This window comes from Peptoniphilus rhinitidis 1-13 (assembly GCF_000246925.1).
Lineage (GTDB): Bacteria > Bacillota > Clostridia > Tissierellales > Peptoniphilaceae > Peptoniphilus_A > Peptoniphilus_A lacydonensis.
The window spans coordinates 33,479-54,137 of the sequence record NZ_BAEW01000001.1; the positions used below are offsets into that span (position 1 = coordinate 33,479).

Consider the following 20,659-nt stretch of genomic DNA (forward strand, 5'->3'; position numbering starts at 1 on the left):
GAAAAAGGTCGAGAATATAAAAGTTCTCGGCTTATTTTTATTTTATCCAAATTTTATTTCTCCATCTGATATTGAATCTATAATTGCAAGAGAAAGAAGGTCGTAACCCATATCTCTAATAATTTTGCCACCATCTTGGAAGCCTTTTTCTATTGCAACAGATATTCCTGAGATTTTTGATCCTGATTGATTTGCAACGTCAATTAAACCCTTTAGTGCATTTCCTTCTGCAAGAAAGTCATCAATTATAAGAATATTATCTTCTTCTGATAAAAATCTTTTTGAAACTGTGATAGTATAATTTTTCTTTGTTGTAAAAGATTCTACTTTTGATTCGTAGATATCATCTCCAATGTTTAGGGTTTTTTGTTTTTTACAAAATACAACTTTTGCATTGTCAAAGTGTTTTGAAGCAACAGTTGCAAGAGCAATTCCACTTGCTTCAATTGTAAGTATTTTATTTATTTTTTTATCTTTAAAATGAATTGCCATCTCTTCAGCAAGTTTATCTAAAAGTTCTATGTCTAATTGGTGATTTAAAAAAGAATCTACTTTTACAATATTTCCATCTAAAATTCTTCCATCCTTAATAATTCTATCTTCTAATAATTTCATTTTACACCTCGTAATTTATTTTAAGATATTTACAAAAACTAATCAAGTTGAAGAATATTATTCATAAAACAAAATTTTACTATGTTATAATAAAGATATGAAGTACATAATATTTTTACTTATTTTTTTGACATCATGCACAGGAGAGAAAGTTTTGGACAGTTCAAGTGTAGAAAATATTTCTGCTGAAATTATTTCTATTGATGGCAGGTATGGAAGTGAATTAAAAATAAATAATGATGGCGAAGAATTTTTTATTGATGTAAAAGATATTAAACCTTGGAAAATTGATTTTTGTAATGTTGATGGAGGTGAAAAAGAGTTAGCTATTGGTGTTTATAAAAAGACTCCATTCCACCAAGAGTATGCAAAAAGATGTTTTCTATACAATATAGATTTAAAAAACAAGATACTTAAGCCAAAGTTTAGGATATCAAGACTTTATAATCCAATAGAAGATTTTAATCTTTGTGATATTGACGGCGATACTTTTGACGAGATAATTGCCATTGAAAAAAATATAGATGGAAATTATTTATTTGGAGTTTATGATTGGTCAAATTTTTCATTTGAAAGAAATTATGGAAGTAAAAATTTAAAAAATAAGCCTAAGTTCTTGGATAAAGAAAAACAAATTGAGATTGCTGGTAAAAGATATGAATTATTTTTAGAAGGAGATGAAATAAAATGGAAGTAAATAAAAAACTTATAATTTTTTCTATTTTAACGCTTTTAATTTTAACATCTTGTAATAAAAGTGAAAAAAAAGAATTGGAGAAAGATACTGCAAAAATTGAACTACAAGACACGAAATTTTTAGATGAGATGGAGAATAAAACAACTTATATTGATTATAAAGTTTCTGAATTTTCACCAAAGGTTTCTGATTATAAAGTTGCAGACGATTTTTCAAATGTGGAAAATATTAATAATTTTGGAGATTTTACAGATAGGCAAAAAGAAATGTTAAGGAAAAATTTCTTTGTAATTACAAAGCCAAGAAATTCAGAATATGTTATTTATAGTGATGATGGATGGGATTATCGATTTGATCAAATTCACCAAATTTACGAGGACAATGAGTATAAATATATACCTAATTTTGTTACGACAGATTCTGTAACTCACATTTTTCATATTTTTTACGATGGATTTTTGAGAAATTTGGAAAAAGAAGAACTTTATCCAAAGGCAATTGAGTTAAATAAAAATTTACTTGCAGAAAATATAAAACTTTATAATGAAATTAATAATGAAAAATTGAAAGCGATAGAGTTAAAAAATATTGCTCTTGTAGCTACGGACCTTAAACTACTTGGAGAAGAACCTGAAAATATTCCTGAAAAAGCGAGAACTTTAGTAGAAGAGGAATTAAAAAATGTAGAGAATAAAAATATTTCTGAAAGTGTTATAAGTAACAAAGAACTTGATTATTCACAATTAATTCCGCGAGGTCACTACACTAGAGATGAAAATTTAAAAAAATATTTTAAGGGGACAATGTACTTGGGTCAACTTGGACTTTTTATTGAAAAAGATGGCGAAGTAAATGAAGAAGCAATTTTGCAAAGTTTAATGCTTACACATTCTGTTTATAAGAATCCAGAAATTTTAAGAACTTGGGAAGATTTAGTCGAACCAATTGATTTTTTAGTCGAAAATGCTGATGATCTTTCAATTAGAGAATATGCAAGAACACTTTATGGAATTTATGGTAAAGATGTAGACATAAATAAATTAGACGAAAAAGAAAATTTGAATATGGCTTATGAAGTTTTGAAGGGATATCCTGATCCAAAGATTGCAGGTTTTCTTGGAAAGTCATTTAGATTTATGCCACAAAGAGCTGTGATGGATAATGTCCTTTTGCAAAATGTTATTGATATTTCAAGTGAATCAAAGCCATCAGATAGACCAATTTATACAGGGCTTGACCTTATGACTGCTTTTGGCAACGAAAAAGCTAGAGAAATTCAAAAGGAAGATCCTTATAATTCTCACTGGGATAAGTATGAAGAAAGAACAGAAGAAAATATTTCTTATGTGAAAAAAATGAATGATTTAGATTGGCAAAAGAATATGTATAGAGGATGGTTGTGGATGTTAGAGTCCTATAATCAAGAATTTGACAAGGGATATCCAATGTTTATGCGTAATGATGCTTGGGAGAAAAAGGACTTAGTATCTGCGCTAGGTTCTTTTGCAGAATTAAAACACGATACGCTTCTTTATGGTAAGGCAATTGTGGCAGAAATGGGTGGAGATGAAAATAGAGAAATTCCAAAATCTTATGTTGAACCTAATGTTGAACTTTATGAAAAGTTAAACTGGCTACTTGAATTTACAAAAGTGAATTTAAAAAATCGTGAGATGTTAAATGAAAAGTACGAAGAAAAGATAAATAATTTTCAAAACATGGTTGTGAAGTTAAGAGATATTTCTATAAAAGAACTTCAAAATGAACCTCTTACAGAAGATGAAATTTTAGATTTATTTTATATTGGTGGAGAAATGGAAAGACTTATGGTGGATTTTGTAGAGTCAACTGATGAATTTGAGATTTCTAATTGGTATGAAATAGAAAATTCAACAGATAGGAGAATGCCAGTTGTAGTTGATCTTATGAGAGTTGTAAAAAATAATGTAGGACTTCCAGAAGGAGAAATTTCTCATATAGGAACAGGAAAGCCAATGGAAATTTTTGTCATCTATCCTCACGAGGGAAAACTTTATATGGGCAGAGGGGCAACTTTTTCTTATTATGAATTTTTAAATAAGGAAAGGCTAACTGATGAAGAGTGGCAAAAAATGATTTATGATGAAGAAACTGATTTTCCAAAGTGGTACAAGGATATTGTGACTGAAGAAAAAGAAGAAATAGAATATTCTGTGAATGATTTAGATTATGAGGAAGAGATGTATAAAGAATAGTTAAAGAGGGTAAGTCCCTCTTTTTATTGTAAAATTTCAAATTTAAAATTAACATATGTTATAATATTTTGAGGTGATAATATGCTTTTAGAATTAGTTGAAAAGAGAAGAAGTATTAGAAAATTTACTGATGAGAGGGTAAGTGATGAAGATTTAAAAGAAATCTTAACTATTGCACTTCACGCACCTACGGCAAAAAATAGGAATCCAGTTAGATATATTGTCGTTAGAGATAAAAAAAGACTTAATAAATTATCTGATTATAAAGAAAGTGGAGCAAAATTTCTTGCTCATGCAGATGTGGCAATTGCTGTTGTGACAGATAGTGAAATTGCACCAAATACAAATCATCAAGATGCGTCTATTGCTGCAACTTTTATTTTACTCGCAGCAAGTGATTTAGATCTTGGAGCTACTTGGGCAAATGTAGTTGATGCTAAGCATGAAAGTGGAATAAGTTCACAGGAATTTTTGCACAAATTTTTTGATTTAGAAAAAAAGTTTAACGTGGAATGTGTAATAGGAATTGGCCATCCTGCAGAAGAAAAATCAGATAAAATTCCCTTTGAATATTCTGAAAATGTATTTGAGGACTTGCATGATAAAGTTAAATAATTTAGAGGAAACTAAAGAATTTGGAAAGTTCTTGGGCGAAAATTTAAATCCTGGAGATGTCCTTTGTCTAAATGGAGATTTGGGGGCAGGAAAGACCACTCTTACAAAAAGTATTTCAAAGGGATTAGGAATAGAAGATTATGTAACTAGCCCAACTTTTTCAATTGTAAATGAGTATTATGGGAAGATAAATTTATATCATATTGACACATATAGACTAGATGAAAAGTTAGATGTGGATTACTTGGGATTTGATGAGTATTTTTACTCTGATGGAGTTACAATTGTTGAGTGGGCAGAAAAAATAAGAGATGCACTTCCAGAAGAATATATTGAGATAAATATTTCGCTAAAAGAAAATACACGTGAACTTGAAATTAATTTTATTGGCGATAGATTTGAAAAACTTAAGGAGAAGTTAAATGAAAGTTTTGGGGATTGATACTTCAACAAAGACTACGGCTATTGGACTTATTGATGACGATGAAGTTCTTGCTGAATATAATTTGACAGGACGAGTTTCCCATTCAGAATCTGTTACAGATATGATAGAAGAAATATTTGAAAAATTTGAATTCAATATAGAAGAAATTGATTTAATTGCAGTAGGAATCGGACCAGGTTCTTTTACAGGGCTTAGAATTGGAATTACAATTGCAAAAGTTATGGCCTTTGCATTAAAAAAGGAAGTAATTGGAGTTTCATCTCTTATTGCAAATGGTATGTCAGATGCAGGAGTTGTTGCAACAATAGTTGATGCAAGAAGAGGAAATGTTTACGCATCAATTATAAAAAATGATGAAGAACCTGAAGTTTTATTTGAAGATAATATAGTAAATTTTGAAGATTTGAAAAGAGAATTAAATAAATATGAGAGTATTTGTATTACAGGGATTGACGGAAAGAAATTTTTTCATGAAATCAAAAATGCAAAACTTTCTAAAAATTTAAATATTAAGGGCACAAATATTGCAAAACTTGGACTAATTAATTATAAGAAAAATGGTGGCGATGATATTTTTAATTTAGTTCCAAATTATTTAAAAATTTCTCAGGCAGAAGCACAATATGGAAAAGATAATAAGAAAAGCAACTGAAAAAGATGTGAATGCAATTTATAAAATTGAAGTAGACACATTTGATGAACCATGGTCTAAAAAATCAATCAAGATGCAAATTGTAGATGATGAACTTTCAGACGTTTATGTAGCAGAAATTGATGGAATTATTGCAGCATATATTGGCTATATGAAAATTTTTGATGAAATGCACATTGCAAATGTTGCAGTGAGAAGTGATTTTCGTGGCCGGAAAATTTCTAATGATTTGTTTGATGTGGTGACAAAAATTGCAGACAATGAAAATTTTAAAATGACTCTTGAAGTAAATAAAAAAAATGAAATTGCAATTAATTTGTATAGAAAATATGGATTTAAAATAGTTGGAGATAGAAAAAATTATTATGGCATTGACCAAGATGCTTACATAATGTGGAGGGAGTGATTAGATGAAAGTTTTGGCATTCGAATCATCTTGTGATGAAACTTCTGTTGCAGTTGTAGAAAATGGCAGAGAAGTTCTTTCTAATGTAATTGCATCGCAAATTGATACGCATAAAAAATTTGGAGGAGTTGTACCAGAAATTGCATCAAGGCAGCACGTAGAAGCTATTAATACAGTTTTAAAAGAAGGTCTTGATGAAGCTGATGTAGATTTAGATAATATAGATTTGATTGCAGCTACAAAGGGACCCGGACTTATTGGAGCTCTTTTAGTTGGATTAAGTGCAGGAAAGGCTCTCGCTCTTGCAGAAAACAAACCCTTTGTTGGAGTAAATCATATTGAGGGGCACGTTTGTGCAAATTATATTTCTTCAAGAGATTTAGAGCCACCTTTTGTTGGCTTAATTATTTCTGGAGGACACACTTATTTAATTGAAGTAAAAGATTATATCGATTTTACTCTTTATGGAAGAACTGTTGATGATGCAGTGGGAGAAGCTTTTGATAAAGTTGCTAGGTCTTTGGGTCTTCCTTATCCAGGCGGGCCTGTAATAGATAAACTTGCAAAAGAAGGAAAAGAAACAATAGAATTTCCAAGAGTTATGATAAAAGACGAAAACTATAATTTTTCTTTTAGCGGTTTAAAGACGGCTGTGTTAAATTATTTAAACAGTTCTAAACTTCGTGGTGAAGAAATAGTTGTAGAAGATGTATGCAAGTCATTTCAAGAGGCAGTTGTAGATGTTCTATTAGAAAAAACTTTTAGACTTGCAAAGGAAAAAAAATTAGATAAAGTTGTTTTATCTGGAGGAGTTTCAGCAAATTCAAGAATAAGAGAAGCTTTTGTTGAAAAAGGGAAAAAAGAGAATATTAAAATATTTTATCCTGATTTAAAGTTATGTACAGACAACGCAGCAATGATTGCGTCTGCTGCTTATTATAATTATATTTCTGGTAAAGTGGAAAAAGAAAATTTTGCAAATCCAAATTTAGGATTAAAATAAAACTCTCTTTGCCATTTAAGGTAAAGAGAGTAAGAACTTTATTTTATAAATTATTTATAAATTTTAATATCTCAATTTTTGAAATATTTTTTTCAAAGACTTCTAAATGATCTATGCCCATAATTTCGTGGGCATTTTTTATACCCTGAGAAACTAATTTTTCCACAGAGTAATTTTCTCCAAATTCAGGACTTTTTGAAGAAATAAAGAATAAATTTGAGATTCCATTTATATTTTTGTTGTAAATTTCTTTTGGATTTTTTTTGTAATCTTCTAGTATAGATATGCTGACATTTTCTAAATTAAATCGGAGTTTTCCATAATAATTTTCTAAATTAAATAATTTTATAATTTCGAAGAAAAAGTCGTCGCCACTCATTGATTTAAAATTATCTCCAACAAATATTGAATTTTTATTTGGATCTAAAATTTTAAGAAATACATGATTATCTTTAACTTTCACAGAAATTCCTGATTTTACTTTAAAAATAAAGAAATCTTTATCTTTTAAGTCTTTCTTTAAATTATTTACAAAAGAAGCATCAGAAAAGTCAAGTCTAACATAAATAATTGATTTATCAAAAGTTCTTCCTTCAATTTCTCTATAAATATTTTTAGATTCATTATATATTTCTTTAGAAAAATAAGTATTTAAAATATTTTTAGGGAACTCTTTTAAATTGCCAATGTATAAATTATCAAGATAAGATGGAGATTCAATTGAAATAATGTCTTTGACATCAGTATAAATATCTTCTACTTGGTTATCTTTTTCAAAAATTAAATTCTCAACATAGTTTTCTTTTGCATTAAAATTCACAAATTTATAGTTTTCATAAAAATTAACCCCTAAATCTTTTAAATAGTTTTTTACTTTTTTATAAATTTTATCTGTATCAAGATCAAAATAATATTCAGATCCGATAAAATCAATTAAAGCTTCTTTAAATTCTGATATTGGGCTAGTAGATTTTAAATTGTATAAAGAAGCCAAGTAGTAGTATAAATTTGTATTTAAAAAGTCAGTAAATAAAAAATATTTTTCAATAGTTTCTTTATCTTTTTTTTCATCTTTTGAAAAGTCAATTGGATGCAGTAAGAGTTTATATATTTTCTTTTTACTTTCTTCATCTATTTTTGTCAATTTGGGATAAATTTCTCCAGATAAATTTAAGAGTACAGGTTTTTCTTTTTTTTCTATTTTCTTATAAATTTCCTTTAGTTCTTCTTTACTTAAAATATTTTTTAGCATTTCTAAAGTATTTTGAAAATTAAATTTTGAAAATCTATTGTCAAAGGTTGGATAAGTATTTTCTGAATCTTCTATTTCTGTGAACTCATTGAAATATTTTGTATAGATGTTTATATTAGAAGGATCTAAATTTGCATGATTAATTAAAGCAAAGGCAAGAGATAAATTTCCAAATCCATCACCAAGTAAAAAGGCTTTTGTATTTTCATCTCGATTTGGTAACAAAATTTTTACTTCTTCATCTTTTGAAACTTTTTTTGCAGCAAAAAACGCAGCAGAAATTGTGGCAGCTGCAAGTGCCATTTTTTTAATGTCATCTTTTTTTGACATAACCTCACCTCATAATGTTTTTACCCAATTTTTACTTCATAAATTAAAGTTTGTTAAATTGTTTTTTTATAAGTATAATAGGAGGAGAAATAAATTTTTAGAGGGAGGTATTTTTGTGGAAAAATATAAATTAATCGAAGAAAAATATATAGATGAAGTTGCGTCAAATTGTAAAGTTTATACTCATATAAAAACTGGCGCAAGAGTTCTTACCCTTTCAAATAACGATGAAAATAAAGCTTTTGGAATTGGATTTAGAACGCCGCCAGAAAAAGGCAACGGAGTGTGTCATATTGTTGAACATTGTGTGCTATCTGGTTCTAGAAAATTTAGGACAAAAGAACCTTTTATGGATTTAATTAAGTCATCTCTTCAAACTTTTTTAAATGCAATGACTTTTCCTGACAAGACAATTTATCCTGTGGCAAGTAGAAATGAAAAGGATTTTTATAATCTAATGGATGTATATCTCGATGCAGTTTTCTATCCAAGAATTTATGAGGAAGAAAAAATATTTTTACAAGAAGGATGGCATTACGATTTAAAAAGTGAAGATGATGAATTAAAATATAATGGTGTTGTTTACAATGAAATGAAAGGAGCTTATTCTTCTTCAGAAAATATTGTTGCAGATGGCATGAGTTTTTCTCTTCACGAAAACTCTACTTATGGAGTTGATTCTGGTGGGGATCCAAAACTTATTCCAAGCCTTAGCTATGAAGAGTTTAAAGATTATCACAAAAAGTACTATCATCCATCTAATTCTTATATTTATATTTATGGAAATCAAGATATGGAAAAGGTTCTTGATTTTATAGACAATAATTATCTTTCAAGCTTTGAAAAAGAGGAAATTAATTCTGAAATTATTTTAAATGAAGAATTAAAAGAAACTAAGGAAGTTCATATGACTTTCTCTGCTTCGAAGGAAGAAATGAAAGAAAAAATTGATTATCTTGCAAAAGGATGGACAATTGGTTATGCAAATTCTAAATTAGATGTATTTATGAGAGATTTCTTGGCTGAACTTTTAATAGATGCTGAAGGTGCTCCTTTAAAAAAAGCTATTTTAAAATCTGGTCTTGCGGAAGATGTTTATTCAGAAATTTCTTCTTCATTGCCTCTAGACTTGTCAATAATTTTGAAAAATACTGATGCTAATAAAAAAGATGAGTTTTTGGAAATTTTAAATGAAACTTTAAATGATTTGGTGAAAAATGGAATAGATAGAGATCTTTTAGAAGCCACTTTAAATAAATTTGAATTTATTTTTAGAGAAGGTGGAGGCACACAAAAAGCAGTAGTCTATTATATAAGGGCATTAAATTCTTGGCTCTATGATAAGTCGCCTTTAGATGCACTTTATTACAACGACATTTTAAATGAAGTAAAAGAAAAAATAAATGACAATTTTGTGGAAAACTATATTAAAGAAAAGTTAATTAATAATAATTATTCTGTTATTTTGTCTGCAACTCCAGAACTAAATAAAAATGAAAAACAAGACAAAAAACTAAAAGAAGAACTTTTAGAATTAAAAGAAAAAATGTCTAATGAAGAAAAAAGAGAAATAATAAAGAAAAGTATTGATCTTGATAGGTACCAAACAGAAGAAGACACAATAAAAGATAAGGACACAATTCCTTCCCTTAAGCTATCTGATATAGAAAAGAAAGTTACCGATTATCCTTTTGAAGAAGATAAAATAGGAGATGTAGTTTATTTAAAATCAAATCAAGACACAAATAGGATTGTCTACACTACAATATCACATGACATTTCATTTATAAAAAAAGAAGAACTTGAAACAATGTCGATTCTTCTTTCATTAATTGGCTTAATTGATACAAAGAATTATTCTTATGAAAAGTTAAATAATGAAATTTACAAATCAACTGGTGGAATAACTATTACTCCAACAGTTTATGTTGACTCAAAGAATCCAGAGAAATATTCTCTTAGAATGAATGTAAAGATGAAGTCAACTGCAGAAAATGTTGGTAGAGGTCTTGAAATAGTAAAAGAAATCATAACTAATTCAGTAGTTGATTCAAAAAATAGAGTTAAAGAAGTTTTGAACATACTAAGATCAAGAATTGAATCGACAATGCTTCAAAATGGACACCAATTTATTGTGTCAATTTTAAAATCATATTATTCAGAAGTGTCAGATCTTGAGTCACATATTGGCGGGCTTTATTATTATCAATATATGAAAGATCTTACAGAAAATTTTGAAGAAAGATGGGAAAGTTTTAAAAATTCTGCTGAAAATATTTATGAAAAGCTATTTACAAAAGATAATCTGATTATTTCAACATCAGGAAATATTTCTGATCTAAATAATATTAAAGATGAATTAGAAAATTATATTAACGAATTAAAAAACAATGAACTGGTTAAACCAAAATATGAATTTGAAAATACAAACAAGAATGAAGGACTATATACAACTTCTAATGTTGTATATGTTTCTAAAGGATATAATTTAAGAGAGCTTGGACTAAATTATTCAGGAGATTTAACAGTTCTTGCAAATATTTTAAATTCCTATTATCTTCACAATGAGATAAGAGCAAAGGGCGGGGCTTATGGTGCAGGAATAACAATTGCGCGCACTGGAGAAATGGCAACATATTCTTATAGAGATCCAAATTTAAAAAATACAGCGAGAGTTTACGACAACATTGGTGAATTTGTTGAAAATCTGAAAATTTCAAATGAAGATTTAAAAGGTTTTATTATTGGATCAATGAATGCTTTTGATCCACTATTATCACCAGGACAAATTGGTGACGTCAATCTTTCAAGATATATAACGGGCTTGAAAAAAGATGACCTTGAAAAATTTAAAAAAGAGGCATTAAACACAAGAATTGAAAAACTAAACTCTTATGGAGAAATATTTAAAAAAGCAATGGAAAAGAATTATATTGCAGCTTTCGGAAGTGAAAATATAATTAGAGATGGCAAGGATCTTTTTAAAGAAATAAAAAGTTTGAGATAAAATTAAAAATTATTAAAAAAAGTCAGTTGTCAAAGGACAGTTGACTTTTTTAATAAAATAGAATATAAAGAGCAGTACAGGATACAAATAATATAGAAGAAAAATTACAAATTATAAGTAAAAATTTTACAAAAAATTTACAATTTAAGTTTACGATTAATATGAGGAAAATTATGAGAAATGCAATAGTAGATATAGGATCAAACACAATTAGATTAATCGTTTTTGATGTAGAAGAAAGTAGCAGAAGTTTTAAAAAAATTTTAAACAAAAAGTACACAGCAGGTCTTATTACTTATGTTCATGATGGCGAGCTTTCAAGAAAGGGAATAAAAAAACTTATAAAAACTTTATCTAGTATTAAAAATATTGTAGAAGAATTAAGTGTGGATTCTTTCACGCCCTTTGCAACGGCTTCTCTTAGAAATTTAGATAATACAGAAGAAGTTTTAGAAGAAGTACAAAAAAGTTTGGGAATAAAAATTGATGTTTTAGAACAAGTTGAAGAAGCTTTTCTTGGAAATATTGGCATTAGAAGTGAAATAGACATCAAAGAAGGTATAACTATTGATATAGGAGGTGCCAGTACAGAAATTGTTTATTTTGAAGAAGATGGGCCCTCTGATTTTATAAATTTAAAGACAGGCTCACTTCTACTTTTTGGGGAAAATGTAAGCACGATTTTGCCAAAGAAAAAAGAAATTCGTTCAATAGAAAAATCTATTAAACGTGAAATTAAGTCCTATTCATTTTCACAAAAAGCAGATAAATTAATAGGGATAGGCGGAACTATAAGAACTACTGGGAAAGTTATTGGAGATCTTTGGGGTGAAGACGAAAAAAATTTTACCCTAGATGATGTTTATAAACTTTTGGATCTCATAAAAGATAGAAATACAGAAGCTATTAGGTCAATTATAAGGACAAATCCTGCGAGAATTCATACAATAGTTCCTGGAATTATAATTTTAAGGACAGTTATGGAGAAATTTGGAATGTATGAAATACAAGTTTCTTCGAATGGACTTAGGGAAGGTTATTTAATTTATAAAGTATTGGATGGTAATAATGAAATCATATTTTCAAAATAGAGAACTCTCTTGGCTGAGATTTAATGAAAGAGTTTTGTTAGAAGCGACAGAAGAAAGTGTCCCAGATCTTGAAAAATTAAAATTTGTCAGTATTTTTGTTTCAAATTTAGATGAATTTTTTATGGTGAGAGTTGGGTCTTTATATGATCTTTCTTTGTTAAAAAAAGAAGTAATAGATAATAAGACTGGAATGAATGCAGAGGAACAAATTTCTGCAATTTTAAAAACTCTTCCACAAATGTATAAGGAAAAAGATGAAATTTTTGAGAAAGTTTCAAAGGATTTAGAAAAATCAAATATAAAAGAATTAAAATATTCGGATTTAAATTTGGAACAAAAAAAATTTGTAGAAGATTTTTATATGAAAAGAATTGATCAATTAGTTTCACCGCAAATTGTGGATTTAAATCATCCTTTTCCATTTTTAGAAAACACAAAACTGTATGCTTTTGCTCAACTAGAAAAAAATAAAGAAAAGGTATTTGGAATAGTTCCTGTTAGAAATACATATCCAAAGTATTTACTTTTACCAGGAGAAAATGTGGAATATATTTTGATTGAAGAGATTATTTTAAATCAAATCGATCAAATTTTTAAAGATTATAAAGTTTTATCAAAAAATATAATAAAAGTTACAAGAAATGCAGACTTTGTTGATGATAGAGATACTTGGGAAGAATTTGATGATTATAGAGAATATATGAAAAGCATATTGAAAAAGAGAAAGAGATTAAATGTTGTAAGACTTGAATCTCAAGGAAAGCTTTCAAAATCTTCTCTTAAATTTCTGCTTGAAAAAACTGAATTAAGAGAAGATGCTTATTTTCCAATAGAATCTCCATTAAATATGAAATACGTTTTTGAATTAATTGATGATATACCAAATGCGATGAAGAAAAAACTTCTTTTTGATGATTTAATTCAATATAATCCAGCAGATTTCACAAGAAGTGTAATAGAAGATATTAGACAAAAGGATAGGCTTTTATCTTATCCTTATGACAGCATGGATACTTTTCTAGAACTTCTAAAAGAGGCTTCTAATGATCCAAACTGTAAATCTATAAAAATTACTATTTATAGACTTGCAACAAATTCAAAAGTGGTAAGATATTTGACACAAGCAGCCCAAAATGGAAAAGAAGTTACAGTTTTTGTTGAACTTAAGGCAAGATTTGATGAAGAATCAAATATAAATTATGCAAATATATTGTATGAAGAAGGTTGCAATATTATTTATGGATTTAATAAATATAAAACTCACTCAAAGATTTGTCTAATAACTTTTAGAAATCCTAAGACAGAAAATTTAAATTATATAACACAAATTGGAACGGGAAATTACAACGAATCAACTGCAAAGCAATATACAGATTTTGCTCTTATGACAGCTAATCCAGAGATTGGACTAGATGCAACAGATTTTTTCAAAAATATGTCCCTTGGAAATTTAAACGGGAAATATATGCACCTTTTGCAATCTCCTACATCTCTTAAAACTGGTTTAATGCATCTTGTTGAAAGAGAAATTGAAAAAGGAGAGAAAGGATATATTCTTTGCAAATTTAATTCTCTTACAGATAAAGATTTTATAGATAAATTTGTAGAAGCATCACAAAAAGGCGTAAAAATAGATTTAATTATAAGAGGAATTTCCTGCATGTTGCCTGAAATAAAAAATCAAAGTGAGAACATAAGAATTAGATCTATTGTTGGAAGATTTTTGGAACATCCACGAGTATATGTTTTTGGAAAAGAAGACTCAGTAATATATATTTCTTCGGCAGATCTTATGACTAGAAATACTGAAAATAGAGTGGAGATTGCAACGCCAATATTGGATGAGAAAATAAAAAATAGAATTTTAAATTATTTAGAAATTCAATTGAAAGACAATGTTGGAGCTAGAACTATGAACAGTTCTGGAGAATATGAAAAGATTAGTATAGATAATGATAGATTAGCCTCTCAAAAGTATTTTATAGAAGAGGCAGAAGCTAGAAAGAATAGAATGAAGAAGGGAGATAACAATAAAAATAATATTGAAAAAACAAATAGTAAACAGAAGAAGTCCTTCTTGGAAAAAATATTTGGTTTTCTAAAAAATAATAGAGATTAACGGGTAATTAAATTAACTAAAAGAAAGAGTTTGCAGAAATTTATTTACATTATAAGAAAGAGGATTTATACTAAAGTCGTAGTAAATGATAGTAGTAATATAAAATCTAGATAAATTATGAAATCATTTTACTGCGGTTAGTTTATTTAAAAAGTAAATTAAATAACAGGGGGTAATTATTTATGAAAGGAAAAAACAAATTAGTTGGAGTATTGGCAGTAACATTATTATCAAATGCAGCAATGCCAATGGTGTATGCTGCATCAGGAACTTATTCTGTTCCAAATACAGCTATTTATGCCCAAACAAATGAAGCAGCATTAAATGAAGCAAATTCCAAATTAGATTATTTGGGTGATTTGATTGATGGAATTGAAAAGATTGGTGATTTAACTGGTCAAGAACTAGGTTGGTTAAAGGAATTAAAAGAAGCCTATAAAGCTATTAGTAAAATTGTTGAAGGTCTTGAAAAAGGTGTAGGAAATATAGCTGAATTAAGGGCTAAAGTTATTCCAAGAATTGACTTATTAATAAATATTGCTGAAACAATTACAGCAGATGCAACTGAACTTTCAGACAGTCAACAACAAGCACATGTAATTATAGGTTTTGCAGTAACACGTGCTGTAGTAAAAGCTGTTGATCCATTTGAAACAGCAGACGAACTAAAGAAAGCATCAAGCGATTTGACAGCAGCTTTAGATAGAGCCAGAGCAGTTCCAAAACAAACAGAAGACTCAGTTAGAACACACTATAATTTAGAAAAATTAAATAAAGCAATTAATGATGCAAAAAGAGCAAGAAATAAAGAATTACGTAATAAGTTAGATGCTACTATGTTGGCAGAAGTTGACATGGCTATTAAAAAAGCTGAAGATGTAAAAAGAAATAATAAAGCTACTGTAAAAGAAGTAGCAGAAGCAGCAGATGAACTTAATGCTAAAATTGAAGAAGCTTATAATTCTATTCCTGAAGGAGAAAGAATAGCAAGTAAGAGTACAAAAGTTGAATTAGAAAAAGATATTAAGATTGCTAAGAATGTACGCAAAGAACTAAAAGGAAAAGTTGATTCTTCAGTTATAAAAGAATTAAGTAAAGCTATATCTAGTGCTGAAAGAGTTTTAAAGAATAATAGATCAACTGTAAATGAAGTTCAAGAAGCTGACAAAGCAATTGTAGAAGCTACAAATATTGCAAGAGAAGCTATAAATGTAGTTCCAGAAGAAAATCCAGCAGTTGAACCTGAAACTCCAGTTGTTCCAGAAGAAGACCCAGCAGTTGAACCTGAAACTCCAGTTGTTCCGGAAGAAGACTCAGCAGCTCAAGATGAAACTACTCCAGTTGAAGATAATAATAATGAAGTTGAACAACCAGCTGATGAAGTAGAAGAAGCTTTAGTAGAAGTTGTTGAATAATTTTATAGATAAAAAGTTATTTGTAAAAATATATTCTTTATAATATAAAACTAAATAATATTTATATTAAGACTCTGGGATTTATGAAATCTCAGAGTTTTTTTGGAATATTTGAAAATTTTTAGAATTAGAATTTTAAAATAAAACTCTATAAAATAATTGTTATTAACAATAAATAATTTATAATTTAATATTAATTTTAATTATAGGAACTTCAAAATAATTTTTAATTGCTATTAAATATTTAAATAGATAATCTTGACAATCAAAGTGTTAATTGTTAAGATTTAATTGTATGAGAGCTCATTTTGAGTGAAAGTGTGCCTAGGGATCCGGGCTTTGCCAAGGACCGAGCGGTACGGATACTTTTTTTAGTATCACACCTTAGGGAAAAAAGCCCAGAGGGGTAGGTTTTACGAAATCTGCCTCTTTGGGCTTTATTTAATTTTACTGGAGGAATTATGAAGACTATTTACCAAGGAAAAACTAAGAATGTTTTAGAAGAAGATGGAAGATGTTATTTACAATTTAAGGATGACATGACAGGAACTGACGGAGTTTTTGATACTGGTGGAAACCAAGTAGCTGGTAGTATTGAAGGTGCGGGGAAAGAGTGCTTAAAAGTTACAAAATTTTTCTTTGAAAAAATTAATGAAGCTGGGATTAACACTCATTATATTTCCTCAGATGTTGATAATAATTTAATGGAAGTTAAAAGAGCAAAAGTTTTCGGAAAAGGTCTTGAAGTTATTACAAGATTTAAAGCTGTTGGTTCTTTTTATAGAAGATATGGTCTTTATATTGAAGAAGGTGCTGATCTTCCTGAATATACTGAAATAACTTTAAAAGATGACGACAGAGAGGATCCACTTATCACTAAAGAAGGTCTTGTTGCTTTAAATATTTTAAAACCAGAAGAATATGACAAGATTGTAGAAATGAATAGAAAAATTGCAAATATTGTTAAAGATATTTTAGCCGAAAATGGACTTGATCTTTACGATATTAAATTTGAATATGGTAGACTTGAAGGTTCAGATGAAATTGTTTTAATTGACGAAGTAAGTGGTGGAAATATGAGAGCTTATAAAGATGGAAAATATGTAGAGCCACTTGAAGTTTCAAAGTATTTAGACATATAAGGAGTAAAAATGAGAGTATCAATTATAATGGGGTCAATTTCTGATAGAGAAATTGCAGATAAAATTGTTGCAAAATTAATGGAATTTGGAATTGATTACGAAGCCAAAGTAATTTCTGCTCATAGAGCCTTAAATCAGTTGCAAGATTATGTTAAAAACGCTGAAAATGAAAGTGAAGTGTTCATTTCTATTGCAGGAAAAGCTGCACATCTTGGTGGTGTAATTGCCGCTCTTACTACTAGACCTGTAATAGGTGTTCCTGTTAAGAGTTCAACTCTTGATGGACTCGATGCACTTCTTTCAACAGTTCAAATGCCAAGTGGAGTTCCAGTTGCAACTGTTGCAATTAATGGCGGAGAAAATGCAGCAATTTTAGCTGCTGAAATTCTGGCTATTAAAGATGATAATCTTAGAGAAAAATTAAAGAAATTTAGATCTGATATGTCAGAAAAAATTGCAAACACCGATTATGTTTATGAAAGGTAGAAGGAGTGCAAATGGCAATTAATTATAAAGATGCAGGCGTAGATGTTGATGCAGGTCAAAAAGAAGTTGAGTTAATAAAAAGTATTGTTTCTAGAACTCAGTCAAAAGATGTATTGTCATCTCTTGGCGGGTTTTCAGGCCTTTTTAATTTAGATTTAAGTGAAATTGACAATCCTGTTCTTGTAAGTGGAACTGATGGTGTTGGAACAAAAGTTATTTTAGCACATAAGCTTGATAAACACGACACTATTGGTATCGACTGCGTTGCAATGTGTGTCAATGATATTTTGTGTCAAGGTGCGAGACCACTTTTCTTTTTAGATTATATTGCAACTGGTAAACTTGTTCCTGAAAAAATGGAAGAAATTGTAAAGGGCGTTGCCGAAGGATGCATAGAGTCTTCTGCTTCACTTATTGGCGGAGAAACTGCAGAAATGCCTGGAGTTTATCAAGAAGAACAATACGACCTTGCTGGATTTTGTGTCGGCGTTGTTGACAGAGATAAAATTATTGATGGATCCAGTATTAATGAAGGAGATATTATTTTTGGGCTTTCATCAAATGGCATCCACTCTAATGGTTATTCTCTTGTTAGAAAAATTGTGTTTGACCATTGTGATTTTCAATTAAGTGAAAAATTTGATGAACTTGATTGTACTCTTGGAGAAGAACTTTTAAAGCCAACAAAGATTTATGTAAAGGAAATCATTGAACTTCTAAAAAAAATTGATATAAAGGGCATGAGTCATATAACCGGTGGAGGATTTTATGAAAATATTCCACGAATGATACCAGATGGACTTTGTGCAAAAATTGATGCCTCTGTTATTGAAACTCCTGAAATTTTTAAACTTTTAAAGAAGTGGGCTGACTTAAAAGACGAAGATATGTACTCTACCTTTAATATGGGTGTTGGTTTTACTTTTGTAGTTTCAGAAAAAGATAAAGAAAAAGTTCATGATTTCTTTGAAAATAGCGATGTAAAACTTTATGAAATTGGAAAAGTTGTGTCTGGAGAAGATAAAATTGAGCTTAACTTCTAAAAATATTGCAGTTTTAATTTCAGGTGGTGGAACAAATCTTCAAGCCATTATAGATAATACTAAAAATAATTATATTAATGGAAATATAAAAATTGTCATTTCAAATAAAAAGAATGCCTATGGACTTGTTAGGGCAGAAAATAATGATTTAAAGGCCGTTGTCATAAATGATGACGACCTTCTTATTAAATCTTTAAAAGAAAATGAAATTGATTTAATTGTTCTTGCTGGATATTTAAAAATTTTGCCGGAAAAGCTTACAAAAATTTATGAAAATAAAATAATAAATATACATCCATCATTAATTCCTTCTTTTTGTGGAAAGGGATTTTATGGTATAAAGGTTCATGAGGACGTCATCAAAAAAGGTGTTAGATACACTGGTGCCACAACTCATTTTGTAAATGAAGGTGCAGATGAAGGTCCTATTATTATGCAAAAAATTACAGAAGTTAAAAATGAAAATCCAGAGGAACTTCAACAAAAGGTTTTAAAACTTGAACATGAAATTTTAGTTGAGTCTGTGAAATATTTTTGTGAAGATAAACTTAAAGTTGTTGATGGAAAAGTTATGATTGGGGGTTAATATGAGAGCACTTATTTCGGTTTTTGATAAGGATGGAATTGTCGAATTTGCAAAAGAACTTATTAATAAAAATTGGGAAATAATTTCTACTGGCGGTACTTTTAAAAAATTAAAAGAAGCGGGCATTGATGTAATATCTGTTGACAGCGTGACAGGATTTCCAGAAATTTTAGATGGAAGAGTAAAAACATTAAATCCTAAAATTCATGGAGGAATTCTTGCAAGACGTGACATAAAAGAACATATGGAAACTTTAAAGGATGAAGGAATCATACCAATCGACATGGTTGTAAATAATCTATATCCCTTTGAAGAAAAATTATTAGAAGATTCTAATCATGAAACAATGATAGAAAATATTGACATAGGTGGACCTTCAATGATTAGAGCAGCTGCAAAAAATTATAAAGATGTTTTTATTGTAACTGATCCAAGGGATTATAAAGGTGTACTTAATAATTTAGATGGCGACAATTTAGAATACAGAGAATATCTTGCAAAAAAAGCTTTTTCTTATACAGCACATTACGATTCTTTAATCTCAAATTATTTTCTAAAGAGAATGCCAGAAGAATTTCCTAAATATATAAATAAGAGTTATGAGCTTTCAGAAAAATTGAGATATGGAGAAAACCCTCACCAAAAGGCTGCCTTTTACGAAGATTCTTATTATCCAGATAAAATTAATTATAATGTTTTACATGGAAAGCAAATTTCTTATAATAATTTAAATGATATGTATTCTGCTTTAAATGCAGTTATAAACTTTGAAAAACCTGCCGCTGTTGCAATAAAACATACAAATCCTTGTGGGATTGGAACAGGTGAAACTTTAGAGGAAGCTTTTATAAAGGCTTATGAGTGCGATGATGAATCAATTTTTGGTGGAATAATTGCTCTTAATCGTGAAGTTGATGATAATACAGCAAATCTTCTTTCAAAAATATTTTTAGAAATTATTGTTGCACCTAAATTTTCTAAAGAGGCCTTTGAGATTCTTTCGAGAAAGAAAAATATTAGACTTATAGAAATTCCTGAATTTAAAAGGCTCTATAAAAATGGTAAAAAATTTAAACAAGTTCTAAATGGAATTATAGTCCAAAATTCTGATGATATAGTTTGGAATGAAGAAAATATTTCCTTTGTTTCAAACAGAAAGCCAACTGAAAAGGAACTTGAAGAATTGAAATTTGCGTTTACTTGTTGCAAATCTACTTTTTCTAATTCTGTTGTTATTTCAAAGAATGGTGGAACTTTAGCTTTAGGCCAAGGAGAAACAAAAAGATCTTGGGCAGTGGAAGAATCAATTGAAGGAGCAGGAGAAAAAGCAAAAGGTGCAGTTCTTGCATCAGATGGTTTTTTCTTCAGAGATACGATTGAACTTCTAAGTAAAGCTGGCATAGAAGTGATAGCACAACCAGGTGGATCTGTAAAAGATAGTGAAGTAATTGATTATGCTAATGAGCATAATATATGTCTTGTATTTACTAATGTAAGACATTTTAGACACTAGGAGGACAA

Annotated in this window: 18 protein-coding genes; 16 read left to right on the plus strand and 2 right to left on the minus strand. The window is 28.9% G+C overall.

Translation table 11 applies throughout. The features are described 5' to 3' along the window. Nucleotides 1–42: 42 nt before the first annotated feature. Nucleotides 43–615, minus strand: a complete 573-nt coding sequence (locus RH95_RS00165; RefSeq protein ID WP_010242070.1) for a xanthine phosphoribosyltransferase — start codon at nucleotides 613–615, stop codon at nucleotides 43–45. A gap of 154 nt (nucleotides 616–769) precedes the next feature. Here RH95_RS00165 and RH95_RS00170 point away from each other — a divergent pair, with 154 nt between their 5' ends. From RH95_RS00170 to tsaD, 7 genes are all read left to right on the plus strand, one after another. Further along, nucleotides 770–1,312 carry a hypothetical protein gene (locus RH95_RS00170; RefSeq protein WP_010242074.1) on the plus strand — a complete coding sequence of 181 codons (543 nt, stop codon included), beginning with the start codon at nucleotides 770–772 and terminating at the stop codon, nucleotides 1,310–1,312. Beyond that, a complete protein-coding gene (locus RH95_RS00175) occupies nucleotides 1,303–3,546 on the plus strand; it encodes a DUF3160 domain-containing protein (protein WP_010242078.1) in 2,244 nt (747 codons plus the stop codon). The genes RH95_RS00170 and RH95_RS00175 overlap by 10 nt, the downstream gene beginning before the upstream one ends. Before the next feature lie 81 nt (nucleotides 3,547–3,627). Next, nucleotides 3,628–4,161, plus strand: coding sequence for a nitroreductase family protein (locus RH95_RS00180; RefSeq protein WP_010242082.1), 534 nt, complete (start codon nucleotides 3,628–3,630; stop codon nucleotides 4,159–4,161). Then, on the plus strand, nucleotides 4,145–4,603 hold the full coding sequence (tsaE, locus tag RH95_RS00185; RefSeq protein WP_010242084.1) for a tRNA (adenosine(37)-N6)-threonylcarbamoyltransferase complex ATPase subunit type 1 TsaE: 459 nt from the start codon (nucleotides 4,145–4,147) through the stop codon (nucleotides 4,601–4,603). Before RH95_RS00180 ends, tsaE begins: the two co-directional genes overlap by 17 nt. Then, the gene (tsaB, locus tag RH95_RS00190; protein ID WP_010242086.1) at nucleotides 4,584–5,258 is read left to right on the plus strand and encodes a tRNA (adenosine(37)-N6)-threonylcarbamoyltransferase complex dimerization subunit type 1 TsaB; all 675 of its coding nucleotides are present in this window, start codon (nucleotides 4,584–4,586) and stop codon (nucleotides 5,256–5,258) included. Before tsaE ends, tsaB begins: the two co-directional genes overlap by 20 nt. Beyond that, a complete protein-coding gene (gene rimI, locus RH95_RS00195) occupies nucleotides 5,230–5,664 on the plus strand; it encodes a ribosomal protein S18-alanine N-acetyltransferase (RefSeq protein WP_010242088.1) in 435 nt (144 codons plus the stop codon). Before tsaB ends, rimI begins: the two co-directional genes overlap by 29 nt. A gap of 4 nt (nucleotides 5,665–5,668) precedes the next feature. After that, entirely contained in the window at nucleotides 5,669–6,667 is a 999-nt protein-coding gene (gene tsaD, locus RH95_RS00200; RefSeq protein ID WP_010242090.1) for a tRNA (adenosine(37)-N6)-threonylcarbamoyltransferase complex transferase subunit TsaD, read from the plus strand. Between the two features lie 43 nt (nucleotides 6,668–6,710). Here tsaD and RH95_RS00205 read toward each other — a convergent pair whose 3' ends face one another. Further along, nucleotides 6,711–8,249, minus strand: a complete 1,539-nt coding sequence (locus RH95_RS00205; RefSeq protein ID WP_010242092.1) for an oleate hydratase — start codon at nucleotides 8,247–8,249, stop codon at nucleotides 6,711–6,713. Nucleotides 8,250–8,364: 115 nt separating this feature from the next. On the opposite strand from RH95_RS00205, the gene RH95_RS00210 reads away from it, so the two are divergent. From RH95_RS00210 to purH, 9 genes are all read left to right on the plus strand, one after another. After that, a complete protein-coding gene (locus tag RH95_RS00210) occupies nucleotides 8,365–11,256 on the plus strand; it encodes an insulinase family protein (RefSeq protein WP_010242094.1) in 2,892 nt (963 codons plus the stop codon). 173 nt (nucleotides 11,257–11,429) lie between these two features. Continuing rightward, complete coding sequence (locus tag RH95_RS00215) at nucleotides 11,430–12,347, plus strand: Ppx/GppA phosphatase family protein (RefSeq protein ID WP_010242097.1); 918 nt, start codon at nucleotides 11,430–11,432, stop codon at nucleotides 12,345–12,347. Further along, a complete protein-coding gene (ppk1, locus tag RH95_RS00220; RefSeq protein ID WP_010242099.1) occupies nucleotides 12,325–14,466 on the plus strand; it encodes a polyphosphate kinase 1 in 2,142 nt (713 codons plus the stop codon). The genes RH95_RS00215 and ppk1 overlap by 23 nt, the downstream gene beginning before the upstream one ends. 182 nt (nucleotides 14,467–14,648) lie before the next feature. After that, nucleotides 14,649–15,881 carry a CAMP factor family pore-forming toxin gene (locus RH95_RS00225; RefSeq protein WP_010242100.1) on the plus strand — a complete coding sequence of 411 codons (1,233 nt, stop codon included), beginning with the start codon at nucleotides 14,649–14,651 and terminating at the stop codon, nucleotides 15,879–15,881. Between the two features lie 461 nt (nucleotides 15,882–16,342). Then, nucleotides 16,343–17,023, plus strand: a complete 681-nt coding sequence (locus tag RH95_RS00230) for a phosphoribosylaminoimidazolesuccinocarboxamide synthase (RefSeq protein WP_010242101.1) — start codon at nucleotides 16,343–16,345, stop codon at nucleotides 17,021–17,023. A 9-nt stretch (nucleotides 17,024–17,032) separates the two neighbouring features. After that, nucleotides 17,033–17,509, plus strand: a complete 477-nt coding sequence (purE, locus tag RH95_RS00235) for a 5-(carboxyamino)imidazole ribonucleotide mutase (RefSeq protein WP_010242103.1) — start codon at nucleotides 17,033–17,035, stop codon at nucleotides 17,507–17,509. Nucleotides 17,510–17,520: 11 nt separating this feature from the next. Further along, on the plus strand, nucleotides 17,521–18,552 hold the full coding sequence (gene purM / locus RH95_RS00240) for a phosphoribosylformylglycinamidine cyclo-ligase (protein ID WP_010242105.1): 1,032 nt from the start codon (nucleotides 17,521–17,523) through the stop codon (nucleotides 18,550–18,552). Then, nucleotides 18,536–19,138 (plus strand): phosphoribosylglycinamide formyltransferase, encoded by a 603-nt coding sequence (purN, locus tag RH95_RS00245; RefSeq protein WP_010242106.1) that lies wholly within the window; start codon nucleotides 18,536–18,538, stop codon nucleotides 19,136–19,138. The genes purM and purN overlap by 17 nt, the downstream gene beginning before the upstream one ends. Nucleotide 19,139: 1 nt before the next feature. Beyond that, nucleotides 19,140–20,651 carry a bifunctional phosphoribosylaminoimidazolecarboxamide formyltransferase/IMP cyclohydrolase gene (gene purH, locus RH95_RS00250; RefSeq protein WP_010242107.1) on the plus strand — a complete coding sequence of 504 codons (1,512 nt, stop codon included), beginning with the start codon at nucleotides 19,140–19,142 and terminating at the stop codon, nucleotides 20,649–20,651. The last annotated feature ends 8 nt before the right edge of the window (nucleotides 20,652–20,659 follow it).

Coding starts and splice junctions, on each gene's coding strand:
- RH95_RS00180 (WP_010242082.1), top strand. CDS start 3,628: ATGCTTTTAGAATTAGTTGAAAAGAGAAGAAGTATTAGAAAATTTACT.
- tsaE (WP_010242084.1), top strand. CDS start 4,145: ATGATAAAGTTAAATAATTTAGAGGAAACTAAAGAATTTGGAAAGTTC.
- purH (WP_010242107.1), top strand. CDS start 19,140: ATGAGAGCACTTATTTCGGTTTTTGATAAGGATGGAATTGTCGAATTT.
- RH95_RS00215 (WP_010242097.1), top strand. CDS start 11,430: ATGAGAAATGCAATAGTAGATATAGGATCAAACACAATTAGATTAATC.
- purM (WP_010242105.1), top strand. CDS start 17,521: ATGGCAATTAATTATAAAGATGCAGGCGTAGATGTTGATGCAGGTCAA.
- ppk1 (WP_010242099.1), top strand. CDS start 12,325: ATGAAATCATATTTTCAAAATAGAGAACTCTCTTGGCTGAGATTTAAT.
- RH95_RS00165 (WP_010242070.1), bottom strand. CDS start 615: ATGAAATTATTAGAAGATAGAATTATTAAGGATGGAAGAATTTTAGAT.
- purE (WP_010242103.1), top strand. CDS start 17,033: ATGAGAGTATCAATTATAATGGGGTCAATTTCTGATAGAGAAATTGCA.
- RH95_RS00225 (WP_010242100.1), top strand. CDS start 14,649: ATGAAAGGAAAAAACAAATTAGTTGGAGTATTGGCAGTAACATTATTA.
- RH95_RS00205 (WP_010242092.1), bottom strand. CDS start 8,249: ATGTCAAAAAAAGATGACATTAAAAAAATGGCACTTGCAGCTGCCACA.
- RH95_RS00230 (WP_010242101.1), top strand. CDS start 16,343: ATGAAGACTATTTACCAAGGAAAAACTAAGAATGTTTTAGAAGAAGAT.
- RH95_RS00175 (WP_010242078.1), top strand. CDS start 1,303: ATGGAAGTAAATAAAAAACTTATAATTTTTTCTATTTTAACGCTTTTA.
- tsaB (WP_010242086.1), top strand. CDS start 4,584: ATGAAAGTTTTGGGGATTGATACTTCAACAAAGACTACGGCTATTGGA.
- tsaD (WP_010242090.1), top strand. CDS start 5,669: ATGAAAGTTTTGGCATTCGAATCATCTTGTGATGAAACTTCTGTTGCA.
- rimI (WP_010242088.1), top strand. CDS start 5,230: ATGGAAAAGATAATAAGAAAAGCAACTGAAAAAGATGTGAATGCAATT.